Origin of the sequence: Anaerostipes sp. Marseille-Q3525, assembly GCF_018223505.1 — a bacterium.
In the GTDB taxonomy this organism is placed as follows: domain Bacteria; phylum Bacillota; class Clostridia; order Lachnospirales; family Lachnospiraceae; genus Anaerostipes; species Anaerostipes amylophilus.
In genome coordinates this window covers 46,022-64,271 of record NZ_JAGTTT010000004.1, presented here as the reverse complement: position 1 = coordinate 64,271, position 18,250 = coordinate 46,022, and the positions used below count along the sequence as shown (strand labels likewise).

The window sequence follows — 18,250 nt, the reverse complement described above, 5'->3', positions numbered from 1 at the left end:
GATCAAGGAGGAAAAGTTATGAGGAAGAAAATTTTAAAGGGAGTGTTTTGCAGCGCACTTTCGATTGTAATGGCAACAGGTGGAGTGTTTGTCAGTGCGGCACCAAAACAGGCGGAAGTGACAACAAAAATCCAGTCAGTCCAGAATTCAAAGATTGTAAATTTACAGCAGACAAAAACTAGTGAAAATACAAAAAGCAAAGCACAGGCGAGAACAGCAGTTCAACTGAATAATGTGACAGTGCCAACAATATGGAACACATCAGTAAAATCAGCAGTTAAAAGTGTAACTTTGGAGAATGGGAATGATATAGGAACGATCACTATTAAAAATGCAGGTACACTTGTTGCAGCATTTGGAGTTGATTTTGTAGTACGTGATGCTAACTATCAATATATTATGGGATCAACAAATGGGTTATTATATAATGCAAATATGAAACCAGGAACATATCATTTATATACGAAGGATGTAGTAAAAGGAACAGCAAACATTTCTTTGTCCTTATATCCAAATCAGAATAATCGTACATTAGGCTCTAAGGTAATCATGATTGGTGGAACAGGAAAAAACAGCTACCAGTATTTTAAAGTGAGTAAAAGAGGTATAGCGATTATAGGACTACAGGGTGTATGGGTAAATCCAACTAATTTCGGTAAAACATATGGTATTACAAACTATGTTCAGAAAAAATCAGGTTCATCATGGAAAACTGTATCATCCTCACAGTACACAACAGAAAGCAGAAATTATAATTCAGTTTATGGACTTCCAGCAGGAAGCTATCGTGTTGTACTGAAATCTACATATCAAAGTGGTGTTATTGGGGCAGCATATAGACAGGTTGCAGCAAATTCTTCTTATGGAACATCAAAGAAGAAAGCTAAAACAATTAGTCGAAAGAAATACAAAAAACAGACATTTTTAACAACAGACAGTGTAAAGAAAGAACATTGGTACAAGATTAAGGTAAGTAAGAAACGTACAACTTATATTGATGTAACGAGTCTTGGAAGTTCAGGAACAATTTATTGTACTGTATCAGGAAAAGCGAGATTTAAAACAAAAAATATAAAGAATGGAACACGTTATTACCTTAAAGCACCAAAAGGAACTTATTATATCAGAGTAAAGAGATACAGCAAGAGTACAACAGGAGCATATCAGGTAAAATATGTGAAATAATAATTCCTTCACATTTGTTTATAATTTCTTTAGAAATGTTTAGAAACAGAATATTGAATGAAGAGAGAATACTGGTATAATAAAGACATAGTTTTTCATATATATTTTTTAATCCTCTCTTTTTGAAAATAGATACCGCATCAGCGAATTGCTGGTGCGGTATTTTTGGTTTTTTGTATTATAATAGTATATAAAACTGAAAAATTAGGAATTAAACTATTGAAAATAAAATGTTAATAGAATACAATACATGTAAGAAGTATAAAAATCATAAACCAATTAAACATGTAGATGAAATGTTAAAGTTTATGAGGATTTTTGCAGAAGATGAAAGATTTCTGCAGTTGGATATAAAGAAAGATGAGAAAGGAGAAGTTACGATGTGTACAATATTAGATAATGCGATTAACAAAGGAATCGAGCGTGGAATTACACAAGGAATCAGTATGGGTGAAGATGCAACACTAAAATTAGTAAAAATACTAATAGCAGGAAATAAAATAAATGAAATAGAGAAAATATACAATGATAAAGAATATAGAAACAAGCTTATGAAAGAATATAATATTTACAAATAAACGAACGAAAAATAAATTGTTCTTCAAAAAATAATGAAAAACCCATTGACGAGCAACAACACACATGCTATGATAATCACGCTAGACTTTAGCGTTGGAAGAAGGTCTTTTTTTTATGCCTTATTTTAATGAACAACAAACAAAATGGAGGTGGAAGTTGTGCGCACAAGAGTAACATTAGAATGTACAGAATGTAAACAGCGTAATTACAACATGACAAAGGATAAGAAAACTCATCCTGAACGCATGGAAACAAAAAAATACTGCAAATTCTGTAAAACTCACACATTACACAAAGAAACAAAATAATTTCCGGTAATTCCCTTTGAGAGAAAAGGAAGTGAAAACATGGAGAAAACTAACAAAGCAAAGAAACCAAGTTGGTTTAAAGAGTTAAAAGCTGAATTTAACAGAATTATCTGGCCAACGAAAGAAAGAATTGCAAAAGAAACAGCAGTTGTAGTGATCTGTGCTATTATTATCGGAATCATTGTTGCAGTTCTTGATGTTGGAATCCAGTATGGAATTCAGGCATTGGTTGGATAGAAGTAAGGAGATTTTATGGCAGAGGCAAATTGGTATGTTGTTCACACCTACTCAGGTTATGAAAACAAAGTAAAAGTGGATATTGAGAAAACCATCGAGAACCGTAAGCTTCAGGATGAGATCTTAGAAGTCCGCGTACCACTCGAAGATGTGGTAGAGATGAGAAACGGTGTGAAGAAACAAGTTTCAAGAAAAATGTTCCCAGGTTATGTTCTGATCCATATGATCATGAACGACGACACATGGTATGTGGTTCGTAACACAAGAGGTGTTACAGGATTCGTAGGACCTGGATCAAAACCAGTACCGCTGACTCCTGCAGAGATGAAACCATTAGGAATCCAGATTGGAGGAGAACAGCAAGAAACACCAGCAAGAGAGAAAGTCGAACTTGATATCGAAGTTGGTGATATGATCGTTGTAACTTCCGGTGCTTGGGAAGGAACAACAAGTGCGGTTACTGCAATCAATGAAAGCAAGCAGACAGTTACTATTGAAGTAGAGATGTTCGGAAGAGCAACTTCAGTAGAAATTGATTTCTTAGATATTAAGAAAGCGTAACGAAGAATAAGAACAGAATCTTATTTGAAACAAAGTGGGAGGGCTATCCCGTAATTACCACAATAATCAGGAGGTTAACGATTATGGCAAAGAAAGTAGAAGGTTATATCAAACTTCAGATTCCAGCAGGAAAGGCAACACCAGCACCACCCGTTGGACCAGCACTTGGACAGCACGGAGTAAACATTGTACAGTTTACAAAAGAATTTAACGCAAGAACAGCTGATCAGGGAGACATGATCATCCCTGTAGTAATCACTGTATATCAGGATAGAAGCTTCAGCTTCATCACAAAGACTCCACCAGCAGCAGTTTTATTAAAGAAAGCTTGTAAAATCCAGTCTGGATCAGGAGAACCTAACAGAACTAAAGTAGCTACTATTTCTAAAGCAGATCTTCAGCAGATCGCTGAAACAAAGATGAAAGACTTAAACGCAGCTTCTATCGAAGCAGCAATGAGCATGATCGCCGGTACTGCAAGAAGTATGGGAATCACAGTAGAAGAGTAGTCACAAATTTGAAACGAAAGTGGGAGGGTGAACTCCCGATATTACCACAGGAGGTATTTTTAGAATGAAAAAAGGTAAGAGATACGCAGAGCTTACAAAATTAGTGGACAGAGCAAACAATTATGATCCACAGGAAGCAGTTGCTTTAGTAAAAAAATTAGCAAACGCTAAATTCGACGAAACAATCGAAGCACATATCCGTCTTGGTGTAGATGGACGTCAGGCAGACCAGCAGATCCGTGGAGCAGTTGTACTTCCACACGGAACTGGTAAAGAAGTTAAAGTTCTTGTATTCGCTAAAGATGCAAAAGCTGAAGAAGCGAAAGCAGCAGGAGCAGAATTTGTAGGAGCAGAAGAATTAATTCCTAAGATCCAGAAAGAAAACTGGTATGACTTCGACGTAGTAGTAGCTACTCCAGACATGATGGGTGTAGTAGGTCGTTTAGGACGTGACTTAGGACCTAAAGGTTTAATGCCTAACCCTAAAGCCGGAACTGTAACAATGGACGTTGCTAATGCAATCAAAGAAATCAAAGCAGGTAAAATCGAATATAGATTAGATAAAGCCAACATCATTCATGTACCAGTTGGAAAAGCTTCTTTCACAGAAGAACAGTTAGCGGACAACTTCCAGACGTTAATCGATGCAATCGTAAAAGCAAAACCTGCAGCAGCAAAAGGTCAGTATTTTAGAAATGTAACAATCACTTCTACAATGGGACCTGGAGTAAAAGTTGATACAACAAAATTTGCTTAATATTTAGCTGTAATTAATGAAAAGGGGCCAGTCTCATGTAGTCTGGTCCCATATTTATGCAGATTCTATACGGTGCTAAGACAGAAATTGCATAAAAATAAAAACATAACAAAAAAAGCAAAAAAACATTTGACATATGATCAGATGTATTGTAATATATATAAAGTATTACTGCCGAAGACAGCAGGTGCCGCAAGGCGCAACGTAGAACAACCTGCCGAGGAGAGTATTAGTGAATATGCTAATTAACACTCTATGTCTGTGCAGATATAGAGTTTTCTTTTTATATGTGCGGTGGTACACAAAATAAATCAAGGAGGTGCACCATTTCAATGGCAAAAGTTGAGTTAAAACAACCAATCGTAGACGAAATTAAAGAATTGCTTACAGACGCTCAGTCAGCAGTATTAGTTTCTTACCGTGGAATTACTGTAGAACAGGATACAGCAATGCGTAAAGAATTAAGAGAAGCTGGCGTAGAATACAAAGTATATAAGAATACTATGATTCGTTTTGCAATCCAGGGAACAGAATTTGAAGCATTAGCTGATGATTTAACAGGACCTACAGCAATCGCTGTTTCTAAGACAGATGCTACAGCTCCTGCAAGAATCCTTGCAAAACACGTTAAGAACGTTGAAGTATTAGAAATGAAATCTGGTGTTGTAGAAGGAACATTCTATGACAAAGATGGTATCCAGGTTATCGCAAGCATCCCATCAAGAGACGAATTACTTGCGAAATTCCTTGGAAGCATTCAGTCCCCAATTACAAACTTTGCTCGTGTTATTAAGCAGATCGCTGAAAAAGACGGAGAAGGGGCTGCAGCTGAGTAAGATCAGTTATCAGTAAAATTTAAAATATTAGGAGGAAATTATAATGACAACTCAGGAAATTATTGAAGTTATCAAAGGTTTATCAGTATTAGAATTAAATGATTTAGTAAAAGCTTGTGAAGAAGAATTTGGAGTATCCGCAGCAGCAGGTGTTGTAGTAGCAGCAGCTGGAGCTGAAGGTGGAGCAGAAGAAAAAGACGAATTCGACGTAGAATTAACAGAAGTTGGTGGAGCTAAAGTTAAAGTCATCAAAGCTGTTCGTGAAGTAACAGGATTAGGATTAAAAGAAGCTAAAGAATTAGTTGACGGAGCTCCTAAAGTAATCAAAGAAGGTGCATCTAAAGCAGAAGCTGAAGACATCAAAGCTAAATTAGAAGAACAGGGAGCTAAAGTAACTCTTAAATAATTAAGAGATTTACTCCAGTAGATTTTCTATAAAGTAAACAAAACTGTCACATTGGTGAAAACTGGTGTGGCAGTTTTTTGTATTATAAAGACTTTGATGATAGAATAGAAAAGAAGATAATTGAAAGGAGTATTCAACGATTATGAAATTAGTGATTATTGAACCATTAGGTGTAGAAGAAGATAAGTTGATGGAAATCGCACACAAAGCATTGCCAGATTCCGTTGAGATCATATCTTACCAGACCAAAGTAACTGACACAGAAAGCTTAATTGAACGAGGAAAAGATGCAGACATTATCATGGTTGCAAACCTGCCATTAAATGCAGACGTGATTAAAGGATGTAAGAATCTTAAGATGCTTGCAGTAGCATTTACAGGAATCGATCATATTGCAATGGATGCCTGCAAAGAACAGGGAATTATGGTGTGCAATTGTGCAGGATACTCAAATGCAGCAGTCTCAGATCTTGTTTTTGGACTTCTGATCTCATTGTATCGCAATATTATTTCCTGCAACGAGGTTGTTAGAAAAGAAGGAACTAAAGATGGTCTCGTTGGATTTGAACTAGAAGGAAAGAAATTTGGAGTGGTAGGAACAGGAGCAATCGGAACCAGGGTAGCAAATATCGCACAGGCTTTTGGCTGCGAAGTTTATGCATATTCAAGAACAGTCAAAGACCTTACAGGAGTGCAGTATGTGGATTTAGAAGAGCTTTTATCTACTTGTGATATTATTTCACTGCATGTACCATTAAACGCCTCAACAAAAGGTCTGATCAGCGAGAAAGAGATCGCACTCATGAAGCCAAATGCAGTTCTCATAAATACATCAAGAGGACCAGTTGTTGACAGTAAAGCATTAGCAGATGCATTAAATGAAGGAAAGATTGCAGGAGCAGCAGTTGACGTTTTTGAAAATGAACCTCCAGTAGCAAAAGATCATCCTCTCTTACACGCAAAGAATCTGATCGCAACACCACATGTAGCATTTGCAACAAAAGAAGCATTAGTAAAACGTGCGATCATTGATTTTGACAATGTAAAATACTGGATGGAAGGAAATCCAGTGAATGTAATGAACTAAAATTTTAATTTGTAGTTGGCCAACTGTAGAATTCGAGTATATGATAAAAAATAAATAAGCAACCGCATCGCTTTCGGTTGCTTATCTTATTTTTGTCACATATACGAAAGACTATCAAATCAGCATTTAAACTGTAGCATGTGTAGAGCTATTTGAAGATCCTTCATGACTCTTCTGGAACAGTTTCTTAAAGCAAGAGATTGCGACCATAAGTCCAAGTGCCATAAGAAGTAAAGCTACGATCAACTGTAATCCATCGATCATAAATACGAATCCACCTGTTACAAAGATCTTAGTAAAGATTCCGATAACAGATTGTACAAGAGCTGTAAATGTTACGACTAACATGATGCACATAGGTGCGTATAACATCCATCCTTTTCTTCCTGTTGTTAATAAGAAGACAGATAATGCGATCAGTACTAAGGATGCTAATAACTGGTTTGCTGCTCCGAATAATGGCCAGATGTTGTTGTATCCACCTAAGCATAATAAGAATCCGAAGAATAATGTGATAACAGTTGCAAAATATTTATTTGTAAATAATTTTCTTACACCTGTAAGATCAGATCCGTCAGCAGATTCTCCCATGAATAATTCCTGGAATGACATACGACCGATTCTTGCTACAGAGTCAAGAGATGTTAATGCTAATGCAGAAACACACATTGTCATAAAGCATGTAGCAACATGTTTAGGAATTCCAAGTAATGTTAAGAATCCAGCGACATTTCCTGAGAAGATCTGGAATGGTGTTCCTTCAGGCATTTTACCACCAACAGCTGCTGCACCGACAACAACTAAGGCGATGACACCTAATAAAGATTCAACCATCATAGATCCATATCCAACGCAAAGCATATCTTTTTCATTGCTGACTGTCTTAGATGATGTTCCTGAAGATACCAGACTGTGGAATCCAGAAACAGCACCACAGGCGATCGTAATAAATAATGTAGGGAATAAGCTCTTTCCACCAACATTAAATCCGTTGAATGCAGGTAAGTTCATTGCTGGATGTGCAACGAATACACCAAGGACAGCACCGATGATCATTCCGACTAATAGGAAAGTACTTAAATAGTCACGAGGCTGCATCATTAACCACATTGGCATAACGGATGCAAGGAATAAGTAAACCATGACTACACCAATCCATGCATTCTTGCTGAAATACAATGGGAAAGCGATACCAACAGCTAACATAACGAGCAGTAATACGATTCCTGCAACGAATTCTACTTTTTGATTAGGTTTAAAATATTTTGTAAATAATCCAAAAACAACGGCTCCTAAGATAAATAACATAGAGATAGAAGCAGCTGCAGCGTTCGGTGAGCTTTTAGCACCGGTTACAGTAAATCCGTTAAATGTTCCGGCAACCATATCTGTGAAAGCTGCGATTACAAGTAAAGTAAATAACCAAGAAAACAGAAGGAATAATTTTCTTCCTGTTTTACCGATGTATTTTTCAATCAGGACACCCATGGATTTTCCTTCATTCTTTACAGAAGCATAAAGAGATGTAAAATCCTGAACGGCTCCGAAGAAGATACCACCAATTAACAACCAGAGAAGAACTGGCAGCCATCCAAACATTGCGGCGATGATTGGTCCGGTTACAGGACCTGCACCTGCGATGGATGAAAACTGATGGGAAAATACAACAGCTTTAGGTGTTGGAATGTAATCTTCACCATCCTCATGTGTGTAAGCTGGGGTTTTCGCATTAGGATCGATTCCCCAAGTTTTGGCGAGCCAACGTCCGTATAGAGCATAACCAGCAACTAATACGACGATTGCGATTGCTACGATTGTTAAGCTATTCATTCTTAATCACTCCTCTTAAAATTTTTATTATAAAGTATGATGTATTCAAAACACAGGATACAATAAAAACTAGTAAAAAAAATAAAATTACAGGATGTGTATCCATGGGGTTATGGTCATTTATAATAAAATTATTTAAAAATAAAAAAGTCTCCTGAAATGTTTTATCAACATTCCAGAAGACGAATATTCTCCGCGGTACCACTTCTTTTTATTACTCAAATCGTAATCCCTTAATCACATCATTTAATGTGTTCCTCGATAACGGAAGGAATCCGGTCGCACTTACTAATGAAAATTCACATTCAGCTGACTGCTCGCAGGGGATACTGATATAAGTTCTTTATTGTCTCGCAGCTTCCGACAACTCTCTTGAAAAGAATTCAAATATCAATGTGTCCTGCTCATTGCATTCTGTATTTCGTTGCACTTATAATAGACCTGTAAAAAAAGATTGTCAAGAAAAAATGATGTTCTATTTTTTGTACAATTATGCCATCAAAGCTTTACTTACTTCTTTAAGATTCATACCATTAGATCCTTTGATCAGTACGACATCATTCTTTTTTAAGTAAGTTTCAAGGAAAGCAATCAGCTCGTCGTTGGAAGAAAATGTACGTGTATGAAGGGAAGGATTTTCTTTCCATGCTTCTTCAATATAATTCTTGGAAAGTTCACCTGTGATAAAGAGGTCTGTTACTTTCGTTGTAGCGATAAAACGACCAACTTCTTTATGATATTCTGGTGAATCCGGTCCAAGTTCCAGCATATCAGATAAGACAGCGATCTTACGTCCTCTTGTCTTAAAATCAGATAAAATGCTCAGGCTTGCTTTCATGGAATCAGGACTTGCGTTATATGCATCGTCGATCAGAGTATAGTCATTTACGTGGACAATATTCTGTCTCTGACCAGAAAATGTGGATAATTGTGTCTTGATCGCATCCATTGGAACATCATAGCGAAGACCGATCGCAATTGCAGCCAGGGCATTGGATACGTTATGTTTTCCAAGAACATTTAATGTGATATTTTCTTTCATATTACCGTAGTGGAATTCAAATAAAGTTTGTCCATTCTTTTCACGGATCTTTTCTGCACGATATGTACAATCATCTGCAAAACCATAAAATTCATATGGTTTTTTTACATAGTCAATATGTTTGCGGATCATGTCATTGTCCCCATTTAAGAAAAGAACACCATCTTCTGGAAGTCCATTCTGAATATCTAATTTTTCGATACAGATATTATCTCTGGAACCCATCATTTCAATATGAGAAACGCCAACATTTGTGACAACACCAACGTTTGGATGAATAATGCTGCCAAGAGTTGTGATCTGGCCTTTTTCACTCATTCCCATCTCAAGAACACCAATCTCATCTTCTGATGTCAGATGATCTAAAGTTAAAGGCACACCAACCTGACTATTTTGATTACCGATTGTTTCGAATACTTTATATTTTCCTTTTAAAACGTGAGCGATCATCTCACGGGTTGTTGTCTTTCCAACACTTCCAGTTACACCAATGATTGGAAGTGACATTTTATTTCGATAATAAGAAGCAATCTGCTGCATTGCTGTTAAAGTATCAGGGACTTTAATATAAGGGACATCCCCTTCGGCTTCATTATGTTCCTGTGTTAAACAAGCACCGCCTTCTTTTAATGCATTTGGAATAAAGACGTGTGCGTCAACGCGTTCACCGATGATCGGTACAAACAAAGTGTTTGGACCTACCTCCATAGAATTTGTACTTAAATGGTCAATCTTCATGGAAGGATCACCGCATAAAAGTGTTCCGCCAGTTGCGTCTAAAATGTCTTGAATTGTTATATTTTCCATAGAAAACCTCGTTTCTTTCGTTTTTATATTTCAGCAAGATCAGCTATCATAAAAAATCATGCTGTTATCTACAGATTATAGCACAAAATACGATAGTATGATAAAATGATAGCCAGAAAATACAAAAAACATAAAATATCCATAAGATGTACAAAACTGACATATGAATATAGAAGATATTAGAAAAGAGGTGTTTCATGAGTTTTACACATTTACATGTCCATACAGAATACAGTCTTCTGGATGGTTCGAGTAAAATAAAAGAACTTGTTCATCAGGCGAAAGAGCTTGGAATGGACAGTATTGCGATTACCGATCACGGAGCTATGTATGGAGTGATCGATTTTTATAAGGCAGCGAAAGCAGAAGGGATCAAACCAATCATCGGATGTGAGATTTATGTAACAACTGGTTCAAGATTTGATAAGGAAGCAAGTCAGGGAGATAAAAGATATTACCATTTGGTCCTCCTTGCCAAGAATGATACAGGATATCACAATTTGATGAAGATCGTTTCCAGAGGATTTACTGAAGGGTTTTATTATAAACCGCGAGTAGATTATGAAGTTTTGGAAAAATACAGCGAAGGTCTGATCGCATTAAGTGCATGTCTTGCTGGGGAAGTTGCAACATATATTCGTGAAAATAACTATGAAAAAGCGAAAGATACAGCACTGAAATTGCAGGATTTATTTGGAAAAGATAACTTTTTCTTAGAATTACAGGATCATGGAATTCCAGATCAGACAAAGGTAAATACGGCACTTCTTAAGATGTCGAAAGAGACAGGGATCGATCTGGTTGCCACAAATGATATTCATTATACATTTAAGGAAGATGCAGAGGCACACGATATCCTGCTTTGCATCCAGACAGGGAAGAAAGTACAAGACGAAGACCGTATGCGTTATGAGGGCGGACAGTATTATTTAAAATCACCAGAAGAAATGCAAAGACTGTTCCCATATGCGAGAGAGGCAATTGAGAATACAGGAAAGATTGCAGAACGCTGTAACGTAGAAATCGTATTTGGAGAACAGAAAGTACCAGAATATGATGTTCCAGAGGGATATACGGCAGTCACTTATCTGCATCATTTATGTGAGGAAGGATTAAAACGTCGATATCCAGAAGTTACAGATGAATTGAGAGAACGATTAGCTTATGAATTAAAAACGATTGAAAATATGGGATATGTTGATTATTTTCTGATCGTATGGGACTTTATTCATTATGCAAAAGAACATGGGATCGCTGTTGGACCGGGGCGTGGTTCTGCTGCCGGAAGTATTGTCTCTTATTGTCTTGAGATCACTGACATCGATCCGATCAGGTACCAGCTTCTGTTTGAGCGTTTCCTGAATCCAGAGCGTGTATCCATGCCTGATATCGACGTGGATTTCTGCTATGAAAGAAGACAGGAAGTAATCGATTATGTCGTAAGAAAATACGGCAAAGATCAGGTTGTACAGATCATTACATTTGGAACAATGGCAGCAAGAGCTGTGATCCGAGATGTTGGAAGAGTCTTGGATATTCCATATGCAAGAGTTGACAGCATTTCCAAGATGGTGCCGAATGAAAATAATATTACGATCGACAAAGCATTAAAGATCAGTAAAGATTTAAGAACAGCTTATGAACAGGATGAAGAGACACATTATTTGATCGATATGTCAAAGAGACTGGAAGGTTTACCAAGGCATGCTTCCATGCATGCAGCTGGAGTTGTGATCGGTAAGACAGCAATCGATGAATATGTACCTTTAGCGACAGGTGCAGATAATGCAGCGGTTACACAATTTACCATGACAACGATCGAGGAACTTGGATTACTAAAAATGGACTTCTTAGGATTACGTACATTAACAGTAATTCAGGATGCAGAGAAAATGGTGCGCAGAAAAGTGCCAGAATTCGATATTACAAAAATTGATCCGACAGATAAAGAAGTTTATGAGATGATCGGAAATGGCCATACAGAAGGGGTGTTCCAGCTGGAAAGTTCAGGAATGAAATCTTTTATGAAGGAATTAAAACCAGCGAATATGGAAGATATTATCGCAGGGATTTCCTTGTATCGTCCGGGACCAATGGACTTTATTCCGAGATATATCGAAGGAAAAAATCATCAGGAAAGTATTCATTATGAGTGTGAACAGATGGAAGAAATCCTTGAACCAACCTATGGATGTATTGTTTATCAGGAACAGGTTATGCAGATCGTTATGAAACTTGCCGGATATACTCTTGGACGAAGTGATCTTGTGCGTCGTGCCATGTCTAAGAAAAAAGGCGATGTTATGATCAAGGAGCGTCAGAACTTTGTTTATGGAAATGAAGAAGAAGGAATTCCAGGATGTATCAATAATGGAATCGATGAAAAGACAGCTAACCAGATCTGGGATGAGATGCTAGACTTTGCAAAATATGCATTTAATAAATCTCACGCTGCTGCTTATGCGGTGGTTGCTTATCGTACAGCATATTTAAGATGTCATTATCCAGTAGAATTTATGGCAGCATTGTTAACATCAGTGCTTGGAAACACAAATAAGATTTCAGAGTATAGTTATGCATGCAAGAAGCTTGGAATTAAGATTCTGCCCCCGGATATCAACTACGGAGAAGGCGCATTCTCAGTTGATGGAGGCAATATCCGATATGGACTGACAGCGATCAAGAGCCTTGGAAAACCGGTGATCGAAGCAATCATCAAAGAACGAAAAGCAAATGGTCTATATAGAGATTTCAAAGATCTTGTAGAACGTCTTTCAAGCAAAGAGATCAATAAGAGAACAGTAGAGAATCTGATTAAATCTGGAGCACTTGACTGTTTTGGAGTTACAAGAAAACAGCAGATGATCGTCTATGCCAGTGTGATCGACAGCATTCAGAAAGAACGTAAAAATGAGATTGCAGGACAGATGAGCCTTATGGATCTTCTTGGAGAAGAAGATCAGCAATCTTTTAAGATCACGTATCCCGATGTTGGGGAATACGAAAAGGAACAGAAACTTGCGATGGAAAAAGAAGTTCTTGGAATCTATGTCAGCGGCCATCCGCTAGAAGATGATATGGAACGGTTAGAGAGAAGTGTTACAGCACACACTTCAGATTTTGTGATTGATGAGGAAACAGGAAAGACAAAGATCCGTGATCAGGAAAGCTGTATCATTGGCGGGCTGATCAGTGAGATGAATGTAAAACTCACAAAGAAAAATCAGAACATGGCATTTATCACACTGGAAGATTTAAGAGGAACTGTGGAAGTTGTTGTATTTCCAAGACAGTATGCAGCATATCAGTCTCTTTTAAGAGAAGATGCGAAAGTATTTATTAAAGGGAAAACACAGATTTCAGAAGAAGAAAGTAAATTGATATGTGATCAGATCATAAGCTTTGATGATCAAAGACAAGAGTTATGGGTACAATTTGCAGATAAAGAAACATTTTTTACAGATGAAAATGATTTAAAAGCAATTCTGACTTCATATCCTGGAAAAAACCCAGTTGTTATATATTGTAAGGCGGAGCGCGCTGTTAATCGACTTGGAAGCAGTTTTATGGTTTCAGATGATGAAAATCTGATTTTTGACCTTGAAAAACGCTATGGCAAAGAAAATATTCGCATCAGATCGTTAGGAATATAACAAAGACTATTGAAAAATTTCTTTAAATGGATTAGAATAAAAGCCAAGTTAAGAATTGTATGGATTAATAATTGGAGGATATTGCAAATGGGAAAACCAAAAATTAAAACAATTGGAGTTTTAACAAGTGGTGGAGACGCACCTGCTATGAACGCAGCAGTACGTGCCGTAGCCAGAATTGGTAAAGAAAGAGGATTAAACGTTAAGGGAATCCGCAAAGGTTATAATGGATTATTAAATGAAGACATCATTGACCTAACACCAAAAGAAACAGCGGATACTATTTTCCGTGGTGGTACAATCCTTTTCACAGCAAGATGTGAAGAATTCAAGACAGAAGAAGGACAGAAACGTGGAGCTGAGATTTGTAAAGCACACGGAATCGAAGGATTAGTAGTTATCGGTGGAGATGGTTCTTTCCAGGGAGCTAGAAAGTTAGCAGCACTTGGAATCAACACAATCGCTGTTCCTGGAACAATCGACTTAGATATCGCTTGTACAGAATATACAATCGGTTTCGATACAGCTGTTAACACAGCAATGGAAGCAATCGATAAGATCCGTGATACATCAACATCTCATGAAAGATGTAGTATCGTAGAGGTTATGGGACGTGGAGCTGGATATATCGCATTATGGTGTGGTATGGCAACAGGAGCAGAAGATATTCTGATCCCAGAAAGCTTTGATGGAAACCTTCCTAAAGTAGAACAGCAGATCATTGAACATTTACTTCGTAACAGAGCAAAAGGTAAAACACATCATATGGTAATCAATGCCGAAGGTGTTGGACATTCTTACAGTATGGCGAAGAGAATCGAATCCGCAACAGGTATCGAAACACGTGCAACAATCCTTGGACATATGCAGCGTGGTGGTAGCCCAACAGCGAAAGATCGTGTATACGCTTCTATGATGGGTGCTTACGCAGTAGATTTATTATGTGCAGGAAAGACAAATCGTGTTGTAGGATATCAGAACGGAAGATTTATGGATATGGACATTGAAGAAGGACTTGCAATGCATAAAGATATCGATGATTATCAGCTTCAGATCGCACATTTATTAGGAAAATAAATAGAACTTAATCTTAGAGCAATCCTTATTTATCTAGGATTGCTCTATTTTTTCTCTATAGATATTTAAAAATTATCTGGAGATGATCTTATATAAACAAGATGACAGGAGTATTTTATGAATGAATTACGGCCGATACAGATCATATTGCTTGGCTTTTTTATTACAATATTTGCAGGTTCCATTTTGCTGACATTGCCGATTGCAGCTAAAAGCGGGCAGGCAACCTCATATATAGATGCGTTATTTACAGCGACAACTTCGGTATGTGTAACAGGGCTGGTCGTTGAAACCACAATGACACATTGGAGTCTGTTTGGGCAGGTTGTGATTCTTTTACTTGTCCAGATCGGAGGACTTGGAGTAGTAACGATCACAACTGGGATGTTCTATGTGCTAGGAAGAAGGATCACACTTGGAAACAGGATGCTGATTCAGGAATCTTTGGGGCTTAATACATTGACAGGGCTAGTGCCATTGGTTAAGAAAATCATTCTTGGAACGGCGATTGTAGAAGGGGCCGGTGCAGTGCTTTATGCAACACAGTTTATACCGGAATTCGGAGTTGGTTATGGAATCTGGGCAGCAGTTTTTAATTCCATTTCCGCATTTTGTAATGCAGGAATGGATATCGTAAAAGAGGATAGTTTTCGAAGTTATGTGACGAATCCGGTTATTAATTTTACAACAATGGCATTGATCGTTCTTGGAGGACTTGGATTTATCGTATGGAAAGATCTTTGGCAGAGTATGAAAAAGCTTATAAAAGAGAAGATTCCAGTAAAAAGAATTGTGCAACAGTTGAAATTTCAAACAAAGATCGTGTTAGCAATATCAACATTCCTTATTTTATTTGGAACAGTCTTGATCTTTTTGTTTGAATATCATAATCCAGCAACGATGGGAAATCTGTCATTACCAGGTAAAGTCATGGCATCACTGTTTCAGGCAGTGACGACACGTACTGCGGGGTTTGAGACAGTTGCACAGGGAGCACTAACAGATGCCTCTTCTTTAGTTTCGATGTTTTTGATGATCATTGGAGGATCACCGGCTGGAACTGCGGGAGGTGTTAAGACAGTGACCTTTGCGATTCTTATATTCTGTGTGATCTCAGCAGCTAAGCAAGAAGAGTCGATCAGTCTGTTTAAACGAAGAGTGCCAGGTAATCTTTTGTCAAAAGCACTAGCGATCATTGTGATCAATTTAATGGTATTAATGACTTCTGTGTTATTACTCTTAGTATTTGACCATGGAAATTTTATGGAGTCTTGTTATGAGTGTGTTTCAGCACTCGGAACGGTTGGGCTTACAAAGGGATTAACACCGAATTTGACAATCGCAGGGAAAGTGATTATCATCATTACCATGTATCTTGGACGTGTAGGACCGATCTCTATGGCAATCGGTTTTTCACAGAAGAATAAGAAAAAGCAGGTCATGTATCCAGAACAGGATCTGATCTTATAGAAAGAATATTATTTCACAGCGGAGGAATAGAATGAAGAAATCAGTTGCAGTTTTGGGACTCGGAAAGTTTGGAAGCAGTGTTGCAAGAGCACTGACCAAAGGTGGAGCAGAAGTGTTGGCAGTAGATAAGAATGAAGATCTTGTCAGAGAGATTGCAGATGAAGTGACATGTACAGTTTGTGTGGACGTATCAGATAAAGAGATGATGAATAATATTGGACTGGAGGGAATGGATGCTGTTGTGATCGCAACGGCAGAACATCTTGATGCCAGTGTTATGGCTTTGATGATCGTAAAGGAAATCGGAGTTCCCTATGTCCTTGTAAAGGCAGATGGGACTTTAAAAGGAGAAATCTTAAAGAGAGTAGGAGCCGATGAAGTTGTCTATCCAGAAGAAGAGATGGGGGCAAGAATCGCCAACAATCTTCTTGGTGGAAGTATGACAGATTTATTTGATCTTTCAGCCGATACAAGTATTGTGAAAGTACCAGCCAGAAAAGAATGGATCAATAAATCATTAGCAGATATTAATTTTCGTGGAAAATATAATGTCAATGTTATTGCAATTGAAGGAAATGCAGGTGTTGACGGAGCACCAGATCCAACACAGCCAATCAATGAACAAGATAATCTTGTACTGATCGGTAAGAAACGTGATCTGGCAAGATTCAGAAAATAGATGGGAGGTGTATGAGAAATGATCACGACCATTCAGAATAAACAGATCAAGCAGATCATGAAATTAAAGAAGAATGCAAGAGAACGAAGAAAACAGCAGTTATTCCTTGTAGAAGGAATCCGTATGTTTACAGAGATTCCAGAACAATATTTATACAAAGTATATGCATCAGAAGATTTCTATAAGGAACATCAGGCTGTTTTTGAAGGAATGGAGGTTGAGCTTGTTTCAGATCAGGTAATGAAAGAAATTTCAGACACTATGACACCACAGGGAGTGTTAGCTTTAGTCCGAATGCTTGAATATTCACTTGAAGATCTGTTGCAGCAGGAAAATCCATTATTGCTGGTTCTTGAGAATCTGCAAGACCCAGGAAATCTTGGAACTATCCTTCGTACAGGAGAGGGAGCCGGAATCAATGGAATCATTATGAGTCGTGAAACAGTAGATATTTATAATCCGAAAGTAACACGTTCTACGATGGGATCGATCTTCAGAGTCCCATTTGTCTATGTAGATGATCTTTTTGAAGTGATAAAGATGATGAAAGACAGGAATATCACAACGTATGCAGCACATTTAAATGGCACAGACTATACGAGAGAATCGTATACATCAGGAACGGCATTTTTGATAGGCAATGAAGGAAATGGATTAACAGATGAACTGACAGACAATGCACAGAAGAAGATTAAGATTCCAATGTGCGGCAGGGTAGAATCATTAAATGCAGCTATGGCATCTGGACTCTTGGTTTATGAGGCAAGACGCCAGCGACAGGGGGTGGATTAGATGTATGCAGTTTATTGGCTGATCGCATCAGCCGTATTTTTACTTATTGAGATTCTGACACTGGGACTTACAAGTATCTGGTTTGCAGGTGGCGCAGTTGTTGCAGCAATTGCAGCATTATTTGGAGTACCATTTCTTGTACAGATGTTATTATTTATCGTTGTAACATGCTTATTGTTTGCTTTAACAAGACCAGTTGCAAAAAGATATTTAAATAATCGAGTGCAAAAGACCAATACAGATGCACTGATCGGGCAGACAGCACTTGTAAAAGAAACTATTAATAACATGGAAAGTAAAGGATATGTTCAGCTAAATGGGCAGGATTGGACAGCAAGAAGTGCTGAAGCTGGAGAAATTATTCCAGCAGGCTGCGAAGTTGTTGTCAAAGAGATTCAGGGTGTAAAACTGATTGTAGAAAGAGAGGTATAGGAA

18 protein-coding genes and 2 other annotated features are annotated in these 18,250 nt (G+C 37.6%); of the genes, 16 read left to right on the top strand and 2 right to left on the bottom strand.

From position 1 onward, the window contains the following. Nucleotides 1–18 precede the first annotated feature (18 nt). From KE503_RS03405 to KE503_RS03360, 10 genes are all read left to right on the top strand, one after another. Nucleotides 19–1,185 (top strand): hypothetical protein, encoded by a 1,167-nt coding sequence (locus KE503_RS03405; RefSeq protein WP_022375578.1) that lies wholly within the window; start codon nt 19–21, stop codon nt 1,183–1,185. A gap of 230 nt (nt 1,186–1,415) precedes the next feature. Continuing rightward, on the top strand, nt 1,416–1,763 hold the full coding sequence (locus tag KE503_RS03400; protein WP_022375579.1) for a hypothetical protein: 348 nt from the start codon (nt 1,416–1,418) through the stop codon (nt 1,761–1,763). Between the two features lie 144 nt (nt 1,764–1,907). Continuing rightward, nucleotides 1,908–2,072 carry a 50S ribosomal protein L33 gene (gene rpmG, locus KE503_RS03395; RefSeq protein WP_179976028.1) on the top strand — a complete coding sequence of 55 codons (165 nt, stop codon included), beginning with the start codon at nt 1,908–1,910 and terminating at the stop codon, nt 2,070–2,072. A gap of 39 nt (nt 2,073–2,111) precedes the next feature. Then, nucleotides 2,112–2,309 (top strand): preprotein translocase subunit SecE, encoded by a 198-nt coding sequence (gene secE, locus KE503_RS03390; protein ID WP_055196344.1) that lies wholly within the window; start codon nt 2,112–2,114, stop codon nt 2,307–2,309. A 15-nt stretch (nt 2,310–2,324) separates the two neighbouring features. Beyond that, complete coding sequence (gene nusG / locus KE503_RS03385) at nt 2,325–2,870, top strand: transcription termination/antitermination protein NusG (protein WP_055196343.1); 546 nt, start codon at nt 2,325–2,327, stop codon at nt 2,868–2,870. 83 nt (nt 2,871–2,953) lie between these two features. After that, nucleotides 2,954–3,379: a 50S ribosomal protein L11 gene (gene rplK / locus KE503_RS03380; protein WP_008393891.1), complete on the top strand. Its 426-nt coding sequence runs from the start codon at nt 2,954–2,956 to the stop codon at nt 3,377–3,379. A gap of 64 nt (nt 3,380–3,443) precedes the next feature. Further along, a complete protein-coding gene (gene rplA / locus KE503_RS03375) occupies nt 3,444–4,136 on the top strand; it encodes a 50S ribosomal protein L1 (protein WP_055196342.1) in 693 nt (230 codons plus the stop codon). Nucleotides 4,137–4,292: 156 nt separating this feature from the next. Continuing rightward, nucleotides 4,293–4,427 (top strand) — a sequence feature (ribosomal protein L10 leader region). Nucleotides 4,428–4,468: 41 nt separating this feature from the next. Continuing rightward, complete coding sequence (gene rplJ / locus KE503_RS03370; RefSeq protein WP_022374211.1) at nt 4,469–4,972, top strand: 50S ribosomal protein L10; 504 nt, start codon at nt 4,469–4,471, stop codon at nt 4,970–4,972. Between the two features lie 43 nt (nt 4,973–5,015). Beyond that, nucleotides 5,016–5,378, top strand: coding sequence for a 50S ribosomal protein L7/L12 (gene rplL, locus KE503_RS03365; RefSeq protein WP_008393894.1), 363 nt, complete (start codon nt 5,016–5,018; stop codon nt 5,376–5,378). 142 nt (nt 5,379–5,520) lie between these two features. Further along, entirely contained in the window at nt 5,521–6,465 is a 945-nt protein-coding gene (locus KE503_RS03360) for a 2-hydroxyacid dehydrogenase (protein WP_022374210.1), read from the top strand. Nucleotides 6,466–6,591: 126 nt separating this feature from the next. Here the strand turns inward: KE503_RS03360 and KE503_RS03355 are convergent, their stop codons facing one another. Beyond that, the gene (locus tag KE503_RS03355) at nt 6,592–8,295 is read right to left on the bottom strand and encodes a carbon starvation CstA family protein (protein WP_055196340.1); all 1,704 of its coding nucleotides are present in this window, start codon (nt 8,293–8,295) and stop codon (nt 6,592–6,594) included. A 175-nt stretch (nt 8,296–8,470) separates the two neighbouring features. Continuing rightward, nucleotides 8,471–8,712, bottom strand: a binding site (T-box leader). Nucleotides 8,713–8,785: 73 nt separating this feature from the next. Continuing rightward, nucleotides 8,786–10,144 (bottom strand): UDP-N-acetylmuramoyl-tripeptide--D-alanyl-D-alanine ligase, encoded by a 1,359-nt coding sequence (locus KE503_RS03350; RefSeq protein ID WP_212384486.1) that lies wholly within the window; start codon nt 10,142–10,144, stop codon nt 8,786–8,788. Between the two features lie 197 nt (nt 10,145–10,341). Between KE503_RS03350 and KE503_RS03345 the strand changes: the two genes are divergently transcribed. The 6 genes from KE503_RS03345 (at nt 10,342) to KE503_RS03320 (ending at nt 18,247) form a co-directional block, all read left to right on the top strand. Continuing rightward, the gene (locus KE503_RS03345) at nt 10,342–13,797 is read left to right on the top strand and encodes a DNA polymerase III subunit alpha (protein ID WP_212384485.1); all 3,456 of its coding nucleotides are present in this window, start codon (nt 10,342–10,344) and stop codon (nt 13,795–13,797) included. An 87-nt stretch (nt 13,798–13,884) separates the two neighbouring features. Continuing rightward, nucleotides 13,885–14,874: a 6-phosphofructokinase gene (gene pfkA, locus KE503_RS03340; protein ID WP_022374513.1), complete on the top strand. Its 990-nt coding sequence runs from the start codon at nt 13,885–13,887 to the stop codon at nt 14,872–14,874. 117 nt (nt 14,875–14,991) lie between these two features. Beyond that, a complete protein-coding gene (locus tag KE503_RS03335) occupies nt 14,992–16,344 on the top strand; it encodes a TrkH family potassium uptake protein (protein WP_212384484.1) in 1,353 nt (450 codons plus the stop codon). A gap of 31 nt (nt 16,345–16,375) precedes the next feature. Beyond that, on the top strand, nt 16,376–17,023 hold the full coding sequence (locus KE503_RS03330; RefSeq protein ID WP_022374511.1) for a potassium channel family protein: 648 nt from the start codon (nt 16,376–16,378) through the stop codon (nt 17,021–17,023). 18 nt (nt 17,024–17,041) lie between these two features. Then, nucleotides 17,042–17,815: a TrmH family RNA methyltransferase gene (locus KE503_RS03325; RefSeq protein ID WP_055196337.1), complete on the top strand. Its 774-nt coding sequence runs from the start codon at nt 17,042–17,044 to the stop codon at nt 17,813–17,815. Then, nucleotides 17,816–18,247: an NfeD family protein gene (locus tag KE503_RS03320; protein WP_022374509.1), complete on the top strand. Its 432-nt coding sequence runs from the start codon at nt 17,816–17,818 to the stop codon at nt 18,245–18,247. Nucleotides 18,248–18,250 lie beyond the last annotated feature (3 nt).